The organism is Euryhalocaulis sp., from assembly GCF_013911995.1.
Lineage (GTDB): Bacteria > Pseudomonadota > Alphaproteobacteria > Caulobacterales > Maricaulaceae > Euryhalocaulis > Euryhalocaulis caribicus.
This window is the reverse complement of record NZ_JACESD010000058.1, coordinates 1-17,308: the sequence shown is the minus strand read 5'-3', so window position 1 is coordinate 17,308 and position 17,308 is coordinate 1. Positions and strand designations below refer to the sequence as shown.

Annotated in this window: 17 protein-coding genes; 10 read left to right on the top strand and 7 right to left on the bottom strand. The window is 65.4% G+C overall.

Translation table 11 applies throughout. The features are described 5' to 3' along the window. Positions 1–565 (top strand): N5-glutamine methyltransferase family protein (locus tag H2040_RS12825; RefSeq protein ID WP_287157907.1); only part of this gene is annotated, 565 nt, incomplete at its 5' end. Between the two features lie 247 nt (positions 566–812). Beyond that, positions 813–1,481 (top strand): DUF4167 domain-containing protein, encoded by a 669-nt coding sequence (locus H2040_RS12820; protein ID WP_287157905.1) that lies wholly within the window; start codon positions 813–815, stop codon positions 1,479–1,481. Between the two features lie 73 nt (positions 1,482–1,554). Here the strand turns inward: H2040_RS12820 and H2040_RS12815 are convergent, their stop codons facing one another. Then, complete coding sequence (locus tag H2040_RS12815; protein ID WP_287157903.1) at positions 1,555–3,324, bottom strand: sodium:proton antiporter; 1,770 nt, start codon at positions 3,322–3,324, stop codon at positions 1,555–1,557. A gap of 244 nt (positions 3,325–3,568) precedes the next feature. On the opposite strand from H2040_RS12815, the gene clpB reads away from it, so the two are divergent. Continuing rightward, entirely contained in the window at positions 3,569–6,199 is a 2,631-nt protein-coding gene (gene clpB, locus H2040_RS12810) for an ATP-dependent chaperone ClpB (protein WP_287157901.1), read from the top strand. A gap of 33 nt (positions 6,200–6,232) precedes the next feature. Here clpB and H2040_RS12805 read toward each other — a convergent pair whose 3' ends face one another. The 4 genes from H2040_RS12805 to H2040_RS12790 are packed head-to-tail and all read right to left on the bottom strand — an operon-like array spanning position 6,233 to position 10,579. Next, positions 6,233–7,435, bottom strand: a complete 1,203-nt coding sequence (locus tag H2040_RS12805) for a JmjC domain-containing protein (protein ID WP_287157898.1) — start codon at positions 7,433–7,435, stop codon at positions 6,233–6,235. A gap of 49 nt (positions 7,436–7,484) precedes the next feature. After that, positions 7,485–8,336: a formate/nitrite transporter family protein gene (locus H2040_RS12800; protein WP_287157896.1), complete on the bottom strand. Its 852-nt coding sequence runs from the start codon at positions 8,334–8,336 to the stop codon at positions 7,485–7,487. A gap of 40 nt (positions 8,337–8,376) precedes the next feature. Next, positions 8,377–9,147 (bottom strand): carbon-nitrogen hydrolase family protein, encoded by a 771-nt coding sequence (locus H2040_RS12795; RefSeq protein WP_287157894.1) that lies wholly within the window; start codon positions 9,145–9,147, stop codon positions 8,377–8,379. Positions 9,148–9,202: 55 nt separating this feature from the next. After that, positions 9,203–10,579 (bottom strand): M23 family metallopeptidase, encoded by a 1,377-nt coding sequence (locus tag H2040_RS12790; protein WP_287157892.1) that lies wholly within the window; start codon positions 10,577–10,579, stop codon positions 9,203–9,205. Between the two features lie 277 nt (positions 10,580–10,856). Between H2040_RS12790 and H2040_RS12785 the strand changes: the two genes are divergently transcribed. The 7 genes from H2040_RS12785 (at position 10,857) to H2040_RS12755 (ending at position 16,862) form a co-directional block, all read left to right on the top strand. Beyond that, entirely contained in the window at positions 10,857–14,048 is a 3,192-nt protein-coding gene (locus H2040_RS12785; protein ID WP_287157890.1) for an intermembrane phospholipid transport protein YdbH family protein, read from the top strand. A gap of 65 nt (positions 14,049–14,113) precedes the next feature. Continuing rightward, the gene (locus H2040_RS12780) at positions 14,114–14,308 is read left to right on the top strand and encodes a YnbE family lipoprotein (RefSeq protein WP_022697217.1); all 195 of its coding nucleotides are present in this window, start codon (positions 14,114–14,116) and stop codon (positions 14,306–14,308) included. A gap of 10 nt (positions 14,309–14,318) precedes the next feature. After that, on the top strand, positions 14,319–14,660 hold the full coding sequence (locus H2040_RS12775) for a YdbL family probable chaperone protein (RefSeq protein ID WP_022697216.1): 342 nt from the start codon (positions 14,319–14,321) through the stop codon (positions 14,658–14,660). A gap of 13 nt (positions 14,661–14,673) precedes the next feature. Further along, positions 14,674–14,928, top strand: coding sequence for a hypothetical protein (locus H2040_RS12770; protein WP_287157888.1), 255 nt, complete (start codon positions 14,674–14,676; stop codon positions 14,926–14,928). A gap of 30 nt (positions 14,929–14,958) precedes the next feature. Then, positions 14,959–15,603, top strand: a complete 645-nt coding sequence (gene chpT / locus H2040_RS12765; RefSeq protein ID WP_033310551.1) for a histidine phosphotransferase ChpT — start codon at positions 14,959–14,961, stop codon at positions 15,601–15,603. Positions 15,604–15,668: 65 nt separating this feature from the next. Beyond that, positions 15,669–16,043 carry a response regulator gene (locus tag H2040_RS12760; RefSeq protein ID WP_353844860.1) on the top strand — a complete coding sequence of 125 codons (375 nt, stop codon included), beginning with the start codon at positions 15,669–15,671 and terminating at the stop codon, positions 16,041–16,043. 6 nt (positions 16,044–16,049) lie between these two features. Next, entirely contained in the window at positions 16,050–16,862 is an 813-nt protein-coding gene (locus tag H2040_RS12755) for a CheR family methyltransferase (protein WP_287157885.1), read from the top strand. Positions 16,863–16,872: 10 nt separating this feature from the next. Here H2040_RS12755 and H2040_RS12750 read toward each other — a convergent pair whose 3' ends face one another. After that, entirely contained in the window at positions 16,873–17,091 is a 219-nt protein-coding gene (locus H2040_RS12750) for a hypothetical protein (protein ID WP_022697212.1), read from the bottom strand. Between the two features lie 8 nt (positions 17,092–17,099). Beyond that, a partial coding sequence (locus H2040_RS12745) for a TonB-dependent receptor (protein ID WP_287157884.1) occupies positions 17,100–17,308 on the bottom strand: 209 nt, incomplete at its 5' end.

The following is a 17,308-nucleotide window of genomic DNA, read 5'->3' as shown; positions in this document are numbered from 1 at the left end:
CCCCGACACCGAAATTATCGTCGAGGCGGCGCTGGAGCGCCTGCCTGCCGGGCGGCCGTCGCGCATACTGGATCTGGGCGTGGGCTCCGGCGCCATTCTGCTGGCGTTGCTGACGGAACGGCCGGAAGCGTTTGGCGTCGGCGCGGACCGGTCCGCCGGGGCGCTGGCCCTGACGCGGGAGAATGCGGCGCAGCTGGGACTGGCGGACCGCGTGGCGCTGATGCAGGGGGACTGGGCGGCGGCGATTGATGCGCGCTTCGATCTTGTTGCCTCCAACCCGCCCTATATTCCGACGGCGGACCTGGCCGCATTGGCCCCGGAAGTGCAGCGCGACCCCCGCGCGGCGCTGGACGGCGGCGCGGACGGGCTGACGGCCTATCGCGCGCTGGCGGCGTGCCTGCCGTCCTTGCTGGCGCCGGGCGGCTCGGGGGTGCTGGAACTGGGCGCGGGGCAGGCGGAGGCGGTCTCCGCCCTGATGGAATCAGCCGGGAAACTGGCTGTGGACGAATGCCGCGCGGACCTTGCCGGACACGGCCGCGCCTTGCTGATTTCCCTTGTCTGCTAAGGGAAAGCGGGGCGCGGTGAAAAGGGCTTGGAACGGGCGGTTTTTGCCGCTAGGGTCCGATTGTACGCAGCCATCGCCGGATCGGTTGATGAGGGCGGTTTTTGCCGCGCTGCGTTTAAGCGATCCGGAAACGGATCAAGCGACCAAGACGCTAAATATTGGAACTCTCAATCGCCTTTGATGAGGGACTGCGTTGCGCGAACCTGCGCGCGCGCGGCTTGAGGCGAACCGATAACAAGGAGACGCAATGAAACGTCAGCGCGGACGCAGCCGTAAGGGCGGCAATAGTGGCGGCGGGGGCAATCGCTCCATGGAGAGCAACGGGCCTGACGTGAAGGTCCGGGGCGCGCCCAGCACCGTCTATGAAAAATACATCCAGCTGGCGCGTGACGCTTCGTCTTCTGACGACCGCGTGAAGGCAGAGAACTATCTGCAGCACGCCGAGCACTATTTCCGCATCATGCGCGCTCAGGAAGAGCAGAAGCAGCAGCGGCAGCAGGAAAACAACAACCGCAATAACAATAATAACGACCAGCGGGACCAGCAGCGCGCGTCCGGCGGCAATCATAGCGGCAACAGCCACAATAACGACCAGCGCGGCGAGTCGAGGAATGACGACGCGCAGGCCAATGCGAACAACAACCGGCAGGACGACCAGCCCAAGGCGCAGAACCAGAACCGGGGCGGCGATCAGGGCCAGAACAGCGCCGATAACGGCAAGGACGCCAAGCCGCGCCGTTCGCGGGCGAAAAAGTCTGACTCCGAAAACAGCAACCCGCTGGAAGTCGTGACGCCCGAGGAAAGCGGCGAGCTGGGCGCGGCCTCGAAGGACGAGGCGCCCAAGCGCCGCGGCCGTCCGCGCAAGTCGGATGCCGCTTCGGATGACAAGTCGAAGAAGGAAGCGGCGAACGCCTGACGTTCCGCGGCTTGCTTCAAAAGCATCGCTTGAAACGCCCCGGCAGCCTTGCCGGGGCGTTTTCTTTGCCGGGTCAGCCGAACGGCATGAACATCATGATGGCGAGGCAACTGGCGACGCCCACCGTTATGTTCATGACCACGCCCACCCGCAGGAAGTCGCTGAATTTGTAGTTTCCGGCGGCATAGACCAGCGTGTTGGTCTGGTAGCCGATGGGCGTGGCGAAGCTGGCGCTGGCCGCGAACATGACCGCCACGACCAGCGGCCGCGGATCGACGCCCAGTTCCGCCCCGATGGCGATGGCAATGGGCGTCAGGATCACCGCCACGGCGTTATTGGTGACGATCTCCGTCAGGATCGAAGTCAGCAGATAGAGGCTGAGCAGCACGACAAAGGGGCTGGCCTGCGTCATGAACGGCGCGAGCGCGTTCACGATCAACTCGACAGCTCCGGTGTTCTCCAGCCCCTTGCCCACCGCCAGCATCCCGAAGATGAGAAGCAGGACTCCGCCCTCCAGAGAGGCCAGCGCCTCTTCCAGATCGATACAGCGGGTCAGCAGGATCAGGGCGACCGCAATGATCGCCAGCCCGCCAATCGGCATGACATTGAACGCCGCCAGCAGCACGACCGCGGCCAGCGCGCCGATGGCGATCGGCGCGCGCCGGCGCTTGAAGGGGCGGGAGCGCGGGGTCTCCAGGCTGATGAAGGCGCCCTCGCGCATCATGGCGGCAAAGCCTTCCGGAGAGCCTTCGACCAGCAGCGTGTCGGCCGGGCGCAGCCGCACTTCGGCCAGTTCCGGGCCTTCGGAGCTGAGATGCCGCGACACGGCCAGCGGGCGCAGGCCGAAACGGTTGAGAAGGTCGAGGTCGGCCAGCGTCTCGAACACGCCGCGGCGGTTCGGGGCGGCCACGGATTCGAACACCACCGCGCCAGCGCCGATATCCATGTCCGGCCGGATGCCGATACGCGCCGCCGACCCTTCGCGCAGGGTCAGGATTTCGGAGACCGGCGCCCGGAACACCAGGCGGTCGAACGCTTCGGCGGTCTGGTCGGCTAAATCGGTCCGGATGGTTTCGCTGCCCCGCCGGATGGAGATCAGGCGGATCCCCGGCTTGTTGAGCTCCGAAATCTTGCCATAGGGCTGGCCGATCCAGGCGCTCTCCTCATTCACCCGCGCATCGCTCAGGAAGACGGTCGCTTCCTTTTCCTCCGCCTGCATGCCTATGGCGTCACGGGTGGGGATAAACCGGGCCAGCAAGAGCAGGGTGACGGCGCCCGCCGCCGCCGCGGCAAGGCCGATGGGCGTGATCTCGAAAATGCCGAACGGGCTGAGGCCCTGATCCCGCGCCACGCCGTCGACCAGAAGATTGGTGGATGTGCCGATCAGCGTACAGGTGCCGCCGAAAATGGCGGCGTAGGAGAGCGGGATCAGCAGTTTCGAGGCCGGAATGTCCAGCGCCCGGCCAAGCTTTTTCACGATAGGAATAAGGACCAGCACAACCGGCGTGTTGTTCATGAAGGCCGACGCCGCGACCGTGCCGGAGAACATGGTTCCGATAGCGGAAACGGGCCGTCCCGCCGCCTGACCGGCGATGAAGTTTGCCACCGCCTCCAGCGTGCCGGTGCGCACCAGCGCGCCGGACAGGATGAACATGGCCGCGATGGTGATTGGCGCGCTGGAGGAAAACACGCCCATCGCGTCGTCCGTGCTGATATAGCCCAGCACCAGAAACGCCGCGCCGCCGGCCACCGCGACGACGGCGGGGGGAACGCGCTCCAGCGTGAAGGCCACGAACATCACGGCCAGCATCCCCAGCGAGATCCATGCGTGCAGATTTTCCATTCAGTCGCCGCCAGTCCGGTATTTCAGCAACTCATTATCCTACAGGAGTACTTTTTCAGACCAGCGGATTCTTTTTCACGGCAACGGAAATAGCAGCGCCCGCCAGAGCATGTTTCAGCGCCTCTCTTGCGTGACATAAGCGCAACACCATATCGGACTGTAACTTGCTTGTTCACGCCGTGCGTGCGCCATAACGGGCGCGTCCGGCGTGGTTCATCTGCCTGTATCAGGGGATTGAAACAATATGGATATGGAACGCTTTACCGAGCGCTCGCGCGGCCTGTTGCAGGCGGCGCAGGGGCTCGCGCTGGCTGCATCGCACCAGCAATTCACGCCCGAGCATCTGCTGAAGGCGCTGATCGAGGACAAGGACGGGCTGGCCGCCAATCTGGCGCGCGCGGCCGGCGGCCGCCCCGAACAGGCGCTGGATCTCGCCAACGCGGCGCTGGACGCCCTTCCCAAGGTGGAAGGCGACGGGGCCGGCAAACTCTATATGGCGCCCAAGACCGCCGAGGTTCTGAAGACCGCGCAGGAAGCCGCCGACAAGGCCGGGGACAGCTTCACGCCCGCCGAGCGCATCCTGCAGGCGCTCTCCATCGTGCCGGGCACCAAGGCGCATGAGGCGCTGAAACAGGCGGACATCACGCCGAAGGCGCTGAACGACGCGATCAACGAGGTCCGCAAGGGCCGCACCGCCGATTCCGCCAGCGCGGAAGAGGGCTATGACGCGCTGAAGAAATACGCCCGCGACCTGACCGAGGCCGCTCGCGAGGGCAAGCTGGACCCGGTGATCGGGCGCGACGAGGAAATCCGCCGCACCATCCAGGTGCTGTCCCGCCGCACCAAGAACAACCCGGTCCTGATCGGCGAGCCGGGCGTCGGCAAGACCGCCATTGCGGAGGGCATGGCCCTGCGCATCGTCAATGGCGACGTGCCCGAAAGCCTGGCCGACAAGAAGCTGCTGGCGCTGGACATGGGCTCCCTGATCGCCGGGGCGAAATTCCGCGGCGAGTTCGAGGAACGGCTGAAGGCCGTGCTCTCCGAGGTCGAGTCCGCAGAAGGCCAGATCATCCTGTTCATCGACGAGATGCACACCCTGGTCGGCGCCGGAAAGACGGACGGGGCGATGGACGCCTCCAACCTCCTCAAACCGGCGCTGGCGCGCGGGGAGCTGCACTGTATCGGCGCGACCACGCTGGATGAGTATCGCAAGCACGTGGAGAAGGACGCAGCGCTCGCCCGCCGCTTCCAGCCGGTCTTCATCGAGGAGCCGAGCGTGGAGGACACCGTCTCCATTCTGCGCGGGCTGAAAGAGAAATATGAAGTGCATCACGGCGTGCGGATCTCCGATTCCGCCATTGTCGCCGCGGCCAATCTTTCCAACCGCTACATCACGGACCGTTTCCTGCCCGACAAGGCCATCGACTTGATGGACGAGGCGGCCTCCCGTTTGCGCATGCAGGTCGATTCCAAGCCCGAGGCGCTGGACGAGATCGACCGCCGCCTGATCCAGCTGAAGATCGAGGCCGAGGCGCTGAAGAAGGAAAAGGACGACGCCTCAAAGGACCGGCTGGAGAAGATCGCGCAGGAAATCGCGGACCTCGAGGAGCGCTCGAACGAACTGACCGCTTCCTGGCGCGCGGAGAAGGACAAGCTGGCCTCCTCCACCCAGGCCAAGGAGGAGCTGGACCGGCTGCGCGCGGAGCTCGCCGACGCCGAACGCCGCGGCGATCTGGGCAAGGCGTCCGAGCTGAAATATGGCCGCATCCCGGAGCTGGAAAAGCGCGTCGCCGAGGCGGAGTCCGCCGACAGCGAAGCCACGCCCGAGGGCGTGATGAAAGAGGTCGTGGATGCCGAGCAGATCGCCCATGTCGTCGGCCGCTGGACCGGCATTCCGGTGGACAAGATGCTGGAGGGCGAGCGCGAGAAGCTGATGGCGATGGAGGACAATCTCCGCGCCCGGGTGATCGGTCAGGACGAGGCGCTGGAGGCGGTGTCCGACGCCGTGCGCCGCGCCCGCGCCGGCCTGAAGGACCCGAACCGGCCCATCGGCAGCTTCATGTTCCTGGGGCCGACTGGCGTCGGCAAGACGGAGCTGACCAAGGCGCTGGCCGAATTCCTGTTCGATGACGAGCACGCCATCACCCGCCTCGACATGTCCGAATATATGGAAAAGCACGCGGTCGCCCGCATCATCGGCGCGCCGCCCGGCTATGTCGGCTATGAGGAAGGCGGGGCGCTGACCGAGGCGGTCCGCCGCCGGCCCTATCAGGTGATCCTGTTCGACGAGATCGAGAAGGCGCACCCGGACGTGTTCAATGTCCTGTTGCAGGTGCTGGATGACGGCCGTCTGACGGACGGGCAGGGCCGCACGGTCGATTTCCGCAACACGCTGATCATCATGACCTCCAATGTCGGCGCCGAACATCTGATGACCATGACCGGCGAGGACGTGGAGGAAGCGCGCGAGGCGGTGATGGGCGAGCTGCGCGGCCGCTTCCGGCCCGAGTTCCTCAACCGCGTCGACGAGGTGATCCTGTTCCGCCGCCTCGCGATGGAGCACATGACCCATATCGTCGATATCCAGCTGAAACGGCTGGAAGGGCTGCTGGCCGACCGCGATATCCGCATCGATCTGGACGAGGCCGCCAAACAGGTCCTCGCCAGGGCCGGATTCGACCCGGCCTATGGCGCGCGGCCCCTGAAGCGCGTCATCCAGAAACGTCTGCAAGACCCCATCGCCCGCCTGATCCTGCAAGGCGATATCAAGGATGGTGAGACGGTGACCGTCTCCGCCGACGGCGACACGCTGACGGTGAACGGCGTCCCGGTGGGCCTGGAGCGCGGCGCGCCAAGGGGCGCGGCGGTGAACTAGAATGAAAATGGCGGGCTGCGACCCGCCATTTTTCTAGCCCCCGCCCATGCCCTCCGCCTGAGTCCTGGCGATAAGGTTGGCCTGTTCCAGCCTGGCGAGAGTCGCCTCGAACTCCTGCCGCTCCAGATAGGGAAAGCGGGCCAGCATGTCCTCGACGGTGAAGAATTGCTGTTTGAGGAGGTGGTCCACGGCCTCATAGCTGATGCCGAGCGGGGTATGGCCGGACTGGGTTTCCAGCATCGCGCCCTGGTCGGTCTTGGTCACGCGGCCCGCGCCGCGATTGACGGCGTAGAATTGCGGCTTCGCGACATGCGGCAGGTCGAAGCGGGTGGGATCGTTCTTCAGCTTGCGCTGGGCGATTTTCACTTCCGTCGCGAAGGCCGAGGAGGTGACCAGCGCCTTGAGCCGGTCGCCCAGTTCGCCGAGCCGTTGCTGCAACGCTTCCTCGTCATCGAGGGCGTGAGGGAGGAAGGCGCGGAAGGCGCTGTCGCGTTTGGCTTCGCGCTCCAGCAGCTTGAACAGGCTCAGCCCCGTATTGGGCGAGACCGAAAAGGTGACGTGCATGGAGGCGTCGGAGCTGGCCAGCGCGTCGTGGTACCAGCCGCGCGGCAGATAGAGCAGGTCGCCCGGCTTCATGTGCGCCTCGAACAGGACATTGCCCTTGGAGGCGTTGAGATACTGGCTGGTCGCATCGCCGGGCGGCAGCGGGTTCACCGGATTGTCGGCGCGGTTCTCATACACCGTCCATGTCTTCTCGCCCTCGGTATGGATGGCGAAGACGTCATGCAGGTCGTAATGGCTCTGGAAGGCCTGCACGCCCTTGAAGGAGCAATAGATGTTCGCGCCCACGCCGGCGCCGAACGTTTCCTCCAGTATCGCCGCGATATCCCGCACGGGCGGGGAGACGTCATGCACCCGGTTGGCGACCATGCTGGCGCCCATGCCGAGAAACGCCTTCACCTTGGCCGGGTTGGCGCGCAGCGTCTTGTTTCCGTCCAGCGTCTCGACCTCGTCGCAATAATGCTCGGTCAGGGCCGCGCGGTTGCCCATGACCAGCTTCATGTGCGGTTCGATCCAGTAAGTATGCAGGTCCAGGATCCGGTTCAGCCCGGCCCAGTCCAGCATCGCCTTCCGCTTGCCCTCGGGGCAGGGGATGTGGACCGGTTTGCGGTCGTGATGGGCGGAGAAAAACTCCGCCGCGCTCATCGGCGCGATCAGATCGTCAAAACTTTGCATGGGGTTTTGATAATGATCGCCGGAAGCGGTGTCGAGCGCGCGGCGGGCGTCAGACTTCTTCCTTCACTTGCGCATAGGCCAGCACGGCGAACAGGCCCGTGCCGCCGACCAGATTGCCAAGCGCGGCGGGCAGCAGGAAGCCGGGCAGCAGGGCCAGCCCGCCCTGACCGTTCAGGATCAGCAGACCGACCTCTGTGGTTCCCGCGATGACATGGGTGAAGCCGCCCAGCGCGATCAGATAGGTCATCAGCAGCACGACCCAGAACTCGAACCCCTTGGAGCTGGGCATCATCCAGACCATGGCGGCGATCAGGAAACCGGCCGGCACGCCTTTCAGGAACAGCTCCAGCATGCTGCGGTCCAGCGACTCGGCCGAAATTTCCAGCATGGCGGAGAGTTGCTCCGCGCCCGCCATGCCGGGGATCGTCGAAAAGGCGGCGGCGATCAGCGCGCCGGTAACATTGGCGACGAAGACCAGTCCCCAGAGCTTGGTCAATTGCATGAAACGCTTGCGGCTGGGCTGAGTCAGGATCGGCAGTATGGCGGTCAGCGTGTTCTCCGTGAACAGCTGCAGCCGCCCCAGAACCACGATCAGGAAGCCGACCGGATAGCCGAAGCTCTCCAGAACCGGTTTCCAGGGCGTATCGGGGAGATAGTGATGCAACAGCCCCTTCATCACGACAGACAGGCCCAGCGCCATGCCCGCGGCCAGACCCGACCACCAGATCGAAGCGGCCGGCCGGGCCAGCTCCTGCCGGCCTTCGTCGGAAATGATGCGATAGATGACCGGGGCGCGCAGCCGCGCCAGCTCCTCCACCGTTTCGCGCTCGTCCGCCTCGATCTGCTCGGGACGCTCGCCCGGCGGGGCGGCTTTTTCGGCTTCGGTTTTGCTGGCTGTCATCGGGCGGGCTTTCTTGCGCGGCGGCGCGCCGAGCATAGACCTACATGACGTAACGCGGATAGAGGGACTTCGCGGCGTCCGCGAACTCGATATCAATGTCCAGCGTCAGGAAGGGATTCTCGGCATTGGTCTCGCCCAGAATCTCCCCGTTCGGATCGGCGATCATGCCGGCCCCGCCCAGATTGGCGTCGCTTTCGCCTTCCTCCGGCTCCCACAGATTGGAGCTGAGAATATAGGCCCCGGAGATCACGCCGGAGGCTTTTACCCCGGTGCGCCATTTTTCCAGCGTCCGCCGCTCGGTCGCGCGCGGATGACAGATGATAGCCGCCCCGGCGCGGCCCAGCATCCGGGCGTGTTCGATGAACCAGAGATCGGTGCAGATCATCAGGCCGGCGGTGACGCCATTGGCGCCGAAAACCTCGAACCCGCCATCGCCATGTTCGTACCAGGTCGCTTCCCAGTAGCCCGGCTCATTGGGGAGGAAGCGTTTGTGGTGCACGGCCCTGCAGAGGCCCTTATGCGCCAGAAAGCCCTGATTGAAGCGCCGCCCGCCGATGGTGACGGGGCGGCTGCCGACGACCGGGAAAGAGGAATCGCAGATTGCCTCGATCCCGTTTTCATGAGTCTGGACGGCCTGTTCCCACGCTTCCGGGTCGCAGCTGTCCGAATTGGAGAGCCAGGGGCTCATCGGCATCTCGGGGATGACGACCAGTTCGCTGCTCTTTTCGCGGGCATGATAGAACAGGGCATCGAAGCCCGCCTCCCGGGCCGCCTGGTCATGGCCGGGAATCTGGCACACGGTTACGCGCATCGGGCCTTCAGCCTCCTGCAGCTTGTGCGAATTTTAAAGCGGTGCGCCGGAAAGCCTATTCCGCGCCGGAGGCCGAAGCGACCAGCGGAGCCTTGACTTCGGAAGCGTCGCGGGACTCGGCGTAGAGCGTATCCAGACGCTCGCGCTCGACCTTGAACAGTTCCAGCGGCTTGCCTTCCAGTTCCTTACCCGTCGGCACGTCGACGCCCAGCGGGTTTTGCGGCGTGCCGTTCTTCAGGACTTCATAATGCAGGTGCGGACCCGTGGAGCGGCCGGTCGTGCCGACATAGCCGATCACGTCGCCCTGGCTGACGCGGACGCCCTTTTTCATGCCGCTGGCGAAACGCTGCATGTGCGCATACGCGCTCTGCCAGCCGCCGGAATGATTGATGCGGATATAGTTGCCGTAGCTGGAAGACCGGTAGGCGGTGTCCAGAACGCCGTCGCCGGCCGCATAGATCGGCGTGCCGCGCGGCGCGGCGAAGTCCGTGCCCTCATGCATCTTGGTATAGCCAAGCACCGGATGGCGGCGGCGGCCGAAATGCGAGGACAGACGCGCGCCATTGATCGGCGTCTTCATCAGGAAACGCTTCGTGGAAATGCCGTCGGCGTCGTAATAGTCGATGCCTTCGCCGTCATCGAAGCGGTAAAGCTCTTTCAGGTCGCCGCGCACTTCCAGAGAGGCGTAGAGAATCTCGCCCGTCTTGATCAGATTGCCGTCGGCGTCGTTGAAGCGCTCGAACATGATTTCGAAATCGTCGCCCTGGCGGATCTCGCGCTGGAAGTCGACGGAATAGGAATAGACGCGGGCGAAATTGGCGATCACCCGGTCGGTGGCGCCGGCGTTATTGGCGTCGGCATAAAGCGAATTATTGATCGTGCCGGCGGCCTTCACGACTTCGCGCTGCAGCTCCATCACGATCTCGCGCGCCTGGAAGGCGCCTTCATGATCCTTGGACACCGCAACCGTCTTCTCGACCGACGGCTTCAGGGTCAGGCCCACCAGATCCGGCGTGTCGGCGCTGTTGGCGGAGACTTTCCGGATGGGGGAGGTTTCCAGATACAGCGTGATTTCCTGTCCGACGCGCAGATGGCGCGGGTCCCAGATGGCCTTCAACGCGGAAATCGCGGCGGCGGACTGGTCGGTGGAAACATTGAAGCGGCCCAGAACGCGGCCCAGCGTGTCGCCCGGCTGAATGTCCACGCGCTCGACGCGCAGACCGGCGACCTCGCCCATATAATCCTGGGTCAGGGCGGCGTAGCGGTCCAGAACCGGGGTCTTGGCTTCGGTCAGCGCAACATCAAGGCGGGGCGCTTCGGCGATTTTCAGTAGGGTGGGATCAACAGGGGCCTGGTCTGCGTTGACGTTATCCGGGCCATCCAGGAGGCCGGTCGCATGACCCAGCGTGACGGCGATCGCGGCGACGCTCAAAGAAAGAGCGGCGCGTCGCCAACCGTCGCGAGTCGTCTTACGAGGATCGAATTCTTGCATTTCCTGAACGAGGCGCAGCTTAATGGAGTCCACGGCGTTCCGAACGCCGTTCAGCTTGCTTACGTCGTGCATGGATAACGGTCCCTTAACCCTGAGCGCAAAATTACGCCGTCCCCGAGTGATAGAAAACAAATCTCATGCCGGTCTGCCAAGTGCAAAAATCATCTTGCGTGTGATCTTTTTGCTATGCCGGCCGGAATGAGTGCGGATTTTTCATGTGAGAGTTGATTTGCGGCGCATCCTGCTCGCCTGTGTGGCGATTTTGTGTCTGGCGGGTGTGCTGGGCGCAGCGGCGTGGCTGTTCCGGGAGTCCCTGATTGAGGCGCTGGTCAAGCGCAGCCTGTCCCAACGCGGGATGGAGGCGGAGCTGTCCGTGGAACGCGCCGGACTGGGCGGCGCGGAAATTCGCGACGTGCGTCTGATTGGCGAATCGGGCGACCGGCTGACCCTGTCGCGGGTGAATCTCGACTACACGCTTTCTGAGCTGCGCGCCCGCCGGATCGATTCGATTCTGGTGGAGGGCGGCTCCGTCCGCGCGCGCTATGGCGAAGACGGGCTGACCGTCGCGGGCTTCAAGGTCGGCGGCGGAGGCGGCGGCGCGCCGCCGGTCAGCATCGGTTCGATGGAGGCGCGCGGCGTGGGCCTGACGCTGGAAACCGGCGAAGCGGTCCTGCGGGGCGAGGCCTCGGTCACGGGCGGCCAGCAAGCTGGATGGCGGGGCGAGGCCGTGTTCTCCGAAGGCGCGCTGGACCTGCCGCAGCTGAGCGCGGCGGTTCGTCCCTCCCGCCTCTCTTTCAGTCTTCAGGACGGGGCGCTGGATGCAGAAGGCGCGCTGGCGCTGGATAATCCGCAGGCGGCGATGGGCGCGGCGCAATCGGCGTCGCTGGATTTCACGGCCGCGCTGACCGTGTTTGACCCGGCCAGCCCGCTTTCGGCGAATGGCGATGTGCAGGCTGACCTGTCGCTGGCGGGCGCGGCGGCCGCCGACCCGGCCGCGCAGGCGCGATCCATCCTGCATCCCGATATGTGGTCCGGCGCGCCCGCCGTGGGCGGCGTGGCGGAGCCGCTGACCCAGCGACTGGCCGCGACGCTGGCCGGTTTCGACGCCCGGGCGGATCTGACCGTTTCGCTGGACGGGAAGGGGGCGTCCTTGCGCTTTGACGAGGCGCTTCGCCTGACTGGCCAGTCCGGGCCGGACATCCGCCTGTTCAGCAATGGCGGCGCGCCGGCGCTCCGGGCGGACCCGGAAACCGGCGACTGGCGCGCCAATGCGGACCTTGCGATCGAGGGCGGACCGGATCTGGTCGCGCGCGGCCTTTCCGCCCGCGGCCGGCGCGGCCGCCTGCAATCGGCGTCCGGCGTTGTGTCGCTGGAACGCTTCGGCGGCGATGACATATGGGCCGCCCGCGATCTGGCCGTGGCGTTCGAGAACCGCGCCGAAGGCTGGGAAGCGCGGCTGGACGGCGAAACCCATTATAGCGGGGAGCTGGCCGGCTGGACCTTTGACACGCTGGCCCTGAACGGGGCGGCCGCCATTGAACGCGCGGGGCGGGAAATTCACGTCAGCGGAGCGGATGAAGACGCCGTGCGCCTGTCGGCCGTATCGCTGGAAAACGCCGGCATCATCCAGCGGCAGGTCACGCTGACCTCCATGCCGGATCTGACGATCACGCTGGGGGCGGACGGAATCGCGTATCGCTACGCCGCCGCGCCGGGCGCGCCTTTCCGCTATGGCGCGGCGGCGGTGCAGGCCGAAAGCTGGAGCCTGACAGACGTTCAGGCCTCCGGCCCCGCGGGCGTGGTGTTCGCCGGGCAGGGCGGCGATTTCCGGGTGGAGGACGCGCCCGGCATCGATCTGACAATAGAGACCGTGCGCGGCCCGGCCTGGACGCTTTCGGACGTGGCGGCGCGCGGCGCGGTGGCCGGCGACGCGCTGTTTGTCCGCCGCCTTGAAGGCGAGACCTTTCTTTCCATCCAGTCGGGCGCGGCGCGGATCGGCCGTATCACGCTGGAAAATGGCGTCGTGATGCACACGCTGTCCTTTCCCCGGCTGGCCCTGTCCGGACAGTTCCTGCCCGACCTGAACCTGACCGTGAATGCGCCGGCTTTCGAGGCCGGGCTGGACGCCGCGGGGCGGACCGGCATCGCGCTGGCGGGCGGCCAGACCCGGCTGCAGGCGGAGCGCAGCGGCGAGGCGCCCATCGCCACGCAGTTCCGCAGCGCAGACCTGGCGGCCAGCGGCGGCGATCTGCCGGTTCGCATGGATCAGGCCGTGGTGGCCGGGGACTATATTCTCTCCGACCCCGCCCGCGCCGATATCGATATTGACGGCGCGCGGGTTTCGCTGCTGTCGGAAAACCCGGCCGTGCGCCCGTTCACGGCGTCGGGCGGACTGACGCTGGAGGACGGAATCGCACGGCTCCAGCTTGCGGGCGCGCCGGAAGCGGCCGCGTCCAGTCTGTTGAATATTGTGCTGACCCATAACCTCTCCGCCAATCAGGGCGAGGCGCAGATCACCCTGCCGGAAACGCGTTTCGATCCGGATGGCCTGCAGCCTCAGGATTTCATCAATCCGTTGCGCGGGCTTGTGGCCAATGTCGACGGGCTGGTGGCGGGTGAGATGCAGGCCTCATGGGCGGATGGCCAGATGGAATCCTCCGGACAGGTCCGCTTGAACGACACCGATTTCGCTACCCGTTTCGGCCCGGCGGAGAATGTCTCCACGACCTTCGACATTTCCAGCCTCGCTCCGCTCCTCACGCCCGGCCGCCAGACGATCAGGGTGGGCGTTTTCAATCCGGGCGTGCGGCTGGAGGGCGGCGAATTGCAGGTGGAGATGCTGCCCGGCAACGAGATCGAATTTTCCGGCGGCTGGCCGTTCGCCGAGGGGCGCATCTTTGTCGAGCCCTTCACCTGGAAGCGTGGCCAGACCCGGCATGAAGCCGTGGTGGCGGCCGAGTCGCTCAATCTCGCCTCGCTCATCGGCCTGTTTGGAAACGAATCCATGTCCGCGGCGGGCAAGCTGTCCGGGCGCGTCCCCATCCTGATCGACGAGGGCGACATTTCGGTGGAACAGGGCCGCCTGTTCGCCGACGAGGATGGCTATTTCAGCTATACGGGCCGCGCATCGGAGGCCGCCGCGCAGAGCAATGAACAGGCGAATCTGGCCTTCCGCGCGCTAAAGAATTTCCGCTACCGCGTGCTGGAGGCTGGCCTCGACGGGCCGCTGGCCGGGGAGATGCAGCTGGACGTCCTGCTGGAGGGGCACAATCCGGATGTGCTGAACGGAACGCCTTTCGAATTCGACATTACCCTGAACGCGGACCTGATGAATCTGCTACAGAACGTCACCCGCGGACGGCAGATCGAACGGCAGATTCGCGAACAACTGGGTGATGAATCGCGTTAGACGCCTATATTAATCGCGGGTTCAGCGACGCTGTGGCAGGCTGCATCCCGAACTGGAGGACAGACATGAAATCCGCTGCACCTGTATTAATGGCGATAGCCGTCGCGATCGGGCTTGGAGCCTGTACGCCGACGGTTCAGGTCGCCGCGCCGAAAGAACCCATCCGCATCGATCTTAACGTCAAGATCGACCAGGAAATTCGCGTCAAGCTCGACAAGGAAGTCGAGGACCTGATCGCGGACAATCCGGATATCTTCTAGGGAGGCTGATATGCCCCGTGCTCTTACCATCCTTCTCGCCGCGGCCCTGGTCGCGGCCCCGGCTGTCGCCCAGACCGCCCCGCAGATCGTCGAACAGGCCAAGGCCGAAGGCGTCGTGGGCGAACGGGCGGATGGCTTCCTCGGCGTCGTGCCCAGCCAGGTCGATTCCGACATCAAACAGGCCGTGGACGAAATCAATATCCAGCGCCGTGCCGCCTATACCAGGCTTGCTGAAAAGCAGGGTGTTTCGGTGGATGCGGTGGCCCGCGTCACGGCTGAAAAGTTGATCGCCGAGAAAGTCGATTCCGGCGAGTACTACATGAACGCCAGCGGTCAGTGGGTGAAGAAATAGCCCGTCTGCCGCAATGAAACTCTACGCCCTGATCGCGGTAATGGCGGCCCTTCTTGCGGCCGCCATTATCTTTGCCGCCGGAACCTGGCTGTCCGCCGGTCCGGTCAGCATCGGTTTTCACGGATGGACCGCCCTGACGCTGGGCGTTGTATTTTCGCTGGCGCTGGGGGGCGGTCTGATGTGGTTGGCCTTCTATTCCTCCCGCAGCGGACATGACGATGATGTCCGGAGCGGGGATGACGTTTTCGACGGCGATGAATGGTCCTGATCCGCGCCGAATCGCCTAAAGATCGAACTCATGTCCGAACCTGTCTCTTCCGCCGACCTCGCCGCGCTGCTCAGCGCCCGTCTCTGCCATGACCTGATCGGCCCGGTCGGGGCGACCATTTCCGCCGTTTCGGTCTTTGACGACCCGGACGCCGCGGACATGCGGGACGACGCCATCGCCCTGATCCGCGAGTCGGCTGAGAAATCGCGCGCCCGGCTGGAATTTTGCCGCCTCGCTTTCGGGGCCGGCGGTTCCGCGCCCGGCGTCATAGAGCTGGCCTCCCTGCAGCGCCTGACCGGCGACATGTATGCCGGGTCCAAGGCCGGCGTTGTCTGGAAGGTGGAAGGCGGGGGCCTGGAAAAGCGCGCCGCGCGGGTGCTTCTGAACCTGATCCTGATCGCCATGGAATCCGCCCCGCGGGGCGGCGAAGTGCGAATCGAGGCCAGCGAATCGGCGGGCGAAACGCGCCTTCGCGTGACCGCGGCGGGGCCGCGCGCCAAGCTTCTGCCGGCTGCGGCCGACGCCCTGACGGGCCAGGCGCCGGAGGGCGGCTTCGATGGGCGCAGCATCCAGCCCTACTATATTTATCTTATAATTCAGGAAGTTGGCGGGCGCGTGGACGCCCAGACCAGCGAAGACCGGGTTGAGCTGACCGCGCTGGTCCCCGGCGCCTGAGGGCGGCTGATTCAGGTCTTGTTAACCGCGCAGGCGGACTCTCGCGCCATTACTGGAGAGGCGTGATGATGACTTGTCTCTTGGTGGACGACTCGCGGGTGATCCGGAAGGTCGCCCGCCGGATCCTGGAAGATCTTGATTTCGAATGCCGCGAGGCCGCTGACGGGTCCGAGGCCCTGAAGGCCTGCCGTCAGGACATGCCGGATCTGATCCTGCTGGACTGGAACATGCCGGTCATGAACGGGCTGGATTTCCTCAAGACGCTGCGCAAGGAACCCTCGGGCGAGGTGCCCAAGGTGGTTTTCTGCACGACGGAGAACGACATGGCGCACATTACCGAGGCGCTGCGTCACGGCGCCGACGAATACATCATGAAGCCTTTCGACTCGGATATCATCGCCTCCAAGCTGGCCGAGGTCGGTCTGGTGGAGGCGGCGTAGATCATTGTGAGCCAGAGCTGGATCAACGCGCTTGAGGACATGGCGCTGCGGCGCGCGGGCCTGTCGCTGACCGGACTGGACAGAAAACAGATCGAGGCGCGCCTCTCGCCGCTGGCCCGCCGGGAAGGCTACGATAACGCGGAGGCGCTCAGCCGCGCCGCGCTGGCCCGGCCGGAAGAACGGCTGGCCTATGAAGTGGTCGAGGCGCTGGCCCCGGGTAAGACCCGCTTCTTCGGACAGGGTTTCAGGACATTCCGCGAGACGATTCTGCCGGACCTCGTCCGCCGCAGCGAAAATCGCCCCGTGCGGATATGGAGCGCCGGCTGCGCGACGGGGCAGGAGGCCTATTCGCTGGCCATGCTGGCCGCCGCCGATGGCGTTTTCGCCGCCCCCGGGCGCTGTGAGATCATCGCCACGGATTATTCAGAGTCCGCGATCGACCGCGCGCAATCGGGCCGCTTTTCCCGGATGGAGGTCCAGACCGGCCTGCCGGTCCGCATGCTGGTTCAGCATTTCGAGCAGGATGGCGAGATGTGGCGCGCCCGGACGCATCTGCGCCGGAGCGTCGATTTCCGGACGCTCAACCTGATGGCGGAACTCGAGCCGCTGGGCGAGTTTGACTGCATCGTGCTGCGCGGCGTTGTCGCGCGCATGCCCGCCGACATCGCCGCGAAAACCCTTTCCCGCGTCGCCGCCCGGTTGCAGCCCGGCGGCTGGCTGATGCTGGGCGAGGGCGAGCGCACGCCGCAGACATTCGGCCGTCTGGACGAGGCAGGCGCGCCCGGCCTTTATCAGGCCCTGGACCGCGTACCCGCCTGATCCAGGCCGGTCAGCCCGCGGCGCGCTGTGGCGTGTTGCGCACGTTCTCCCGCTCTTCACAAATCGCCAGAAGCTCATCGGCCAGCCAGTTGCGGTGGGTTTCGATCCGGTGGGCGAGGTCGGGATCGCCCATTGGATCGGCGGCCACCGCCTCCAGCCATAAATCCAGCGCCAGACATTGTCCGCTCAGCCATTGGGCGATTGTGGTCTCGTCGATCGGCGCGCACATGGGCCCTCCTAGAAGCCTTTCGTGTAGGTGAAGGCGATGCGGGCATTGCGGCCCGGCTCGCTGACTCCGGCAAAGACGCGGTCGTAATCGTGGTCCAGCACGTTATCGACGCCAGCGTCGATGCGGACTCCGCCCAGCGCCTCCGGCGCCCAGCTGGCGTAGAGATCGCCCACGACATAGCCGGGGCGAATTTCGGACGGGTCATTGACCTTGTCGA

Coding starts and splice junctions, on each gene's coding strand:
- H2040_RS12795 (WP_287157894.1), bottom strand. CDS start 9,147: ATGCGCGTAACCGTGTGCCAGATTCCCGGCCATGACCAGGCGGCCCGG.
- H2040_RS12770 (WP_287157888.1), top strand. CDS start 14,674: ATGAAACTCTACGCCCTGATCGCGGTAATGGCGGCCCTTCTTGCGGCC.
- H2040_RS12750 (WP_022697212.1), bottom strand. CDS start 17,091: ATGTGCGCGCCGATCGACGAGACCACAATCGCCCAATGGCTGAGCGGA.
- H2040_RS12805 (WP_287157898.1), bottom strand. CDS start 7,435: ATGCAAAGTTTTGACGATCTGATCGCGCCGATGAGCGCGGCGGAGTTT.
- clpB (WP_287157901.1), top strand. CDS start 3,569: ATGGATATGGAACGCTTTACCGAGCGCTCGCGCGGCCTGTTGCAGGCG.
- H2040_RS12815 (WP_287157903.1), bottom strand. CDS start 3,324: ATGGAAAATCTGCACGCATGGATCTCGCTGGGGATGCTGGCCGTGATG.
- H2040_RS12820 (WP_287157905.1), top strand. CDS start 813: ATGAAACGTCAGCGCGGACGCAGCCGTAAGGGCGGCAATAGTGGCGGC.
- H2040_RS12780 (WP_022697217.1), top strand. CDS start 14,114: ATGAAATCCGCTGCACCTGTATTAATGGCGATAGCCGTCGCGATCGGG.
- H2040_RS12760 (WP_353844860.1), top strand. CDS start 15,669: ATGATGACTTGTCTCTTGGTGGACGACTCGCGGGTGATCCGGAAGGTC.
- chpT (WP_033310551.1), top strand. CDS start 14,959: ATGTCCGAACCTGTCTCTTCCGCCGACCTCGCCGCGCTGCTCAGCGCC.
- H2040_RS12800 (WP_287157896.1), bottom strand. CDS start 8,336: ATGACAGCCAGCAAAACCGAAGCCGAAAAAGCCGCCCCGCCGGGCGAG.
- H2040_RS12775 (WP_022697216.1), top strand. CDS start 14,319: ATGCCCCGTGCTCTTACCATCCTTCTCGCCGCGGCCCTGGTCGCGGCC.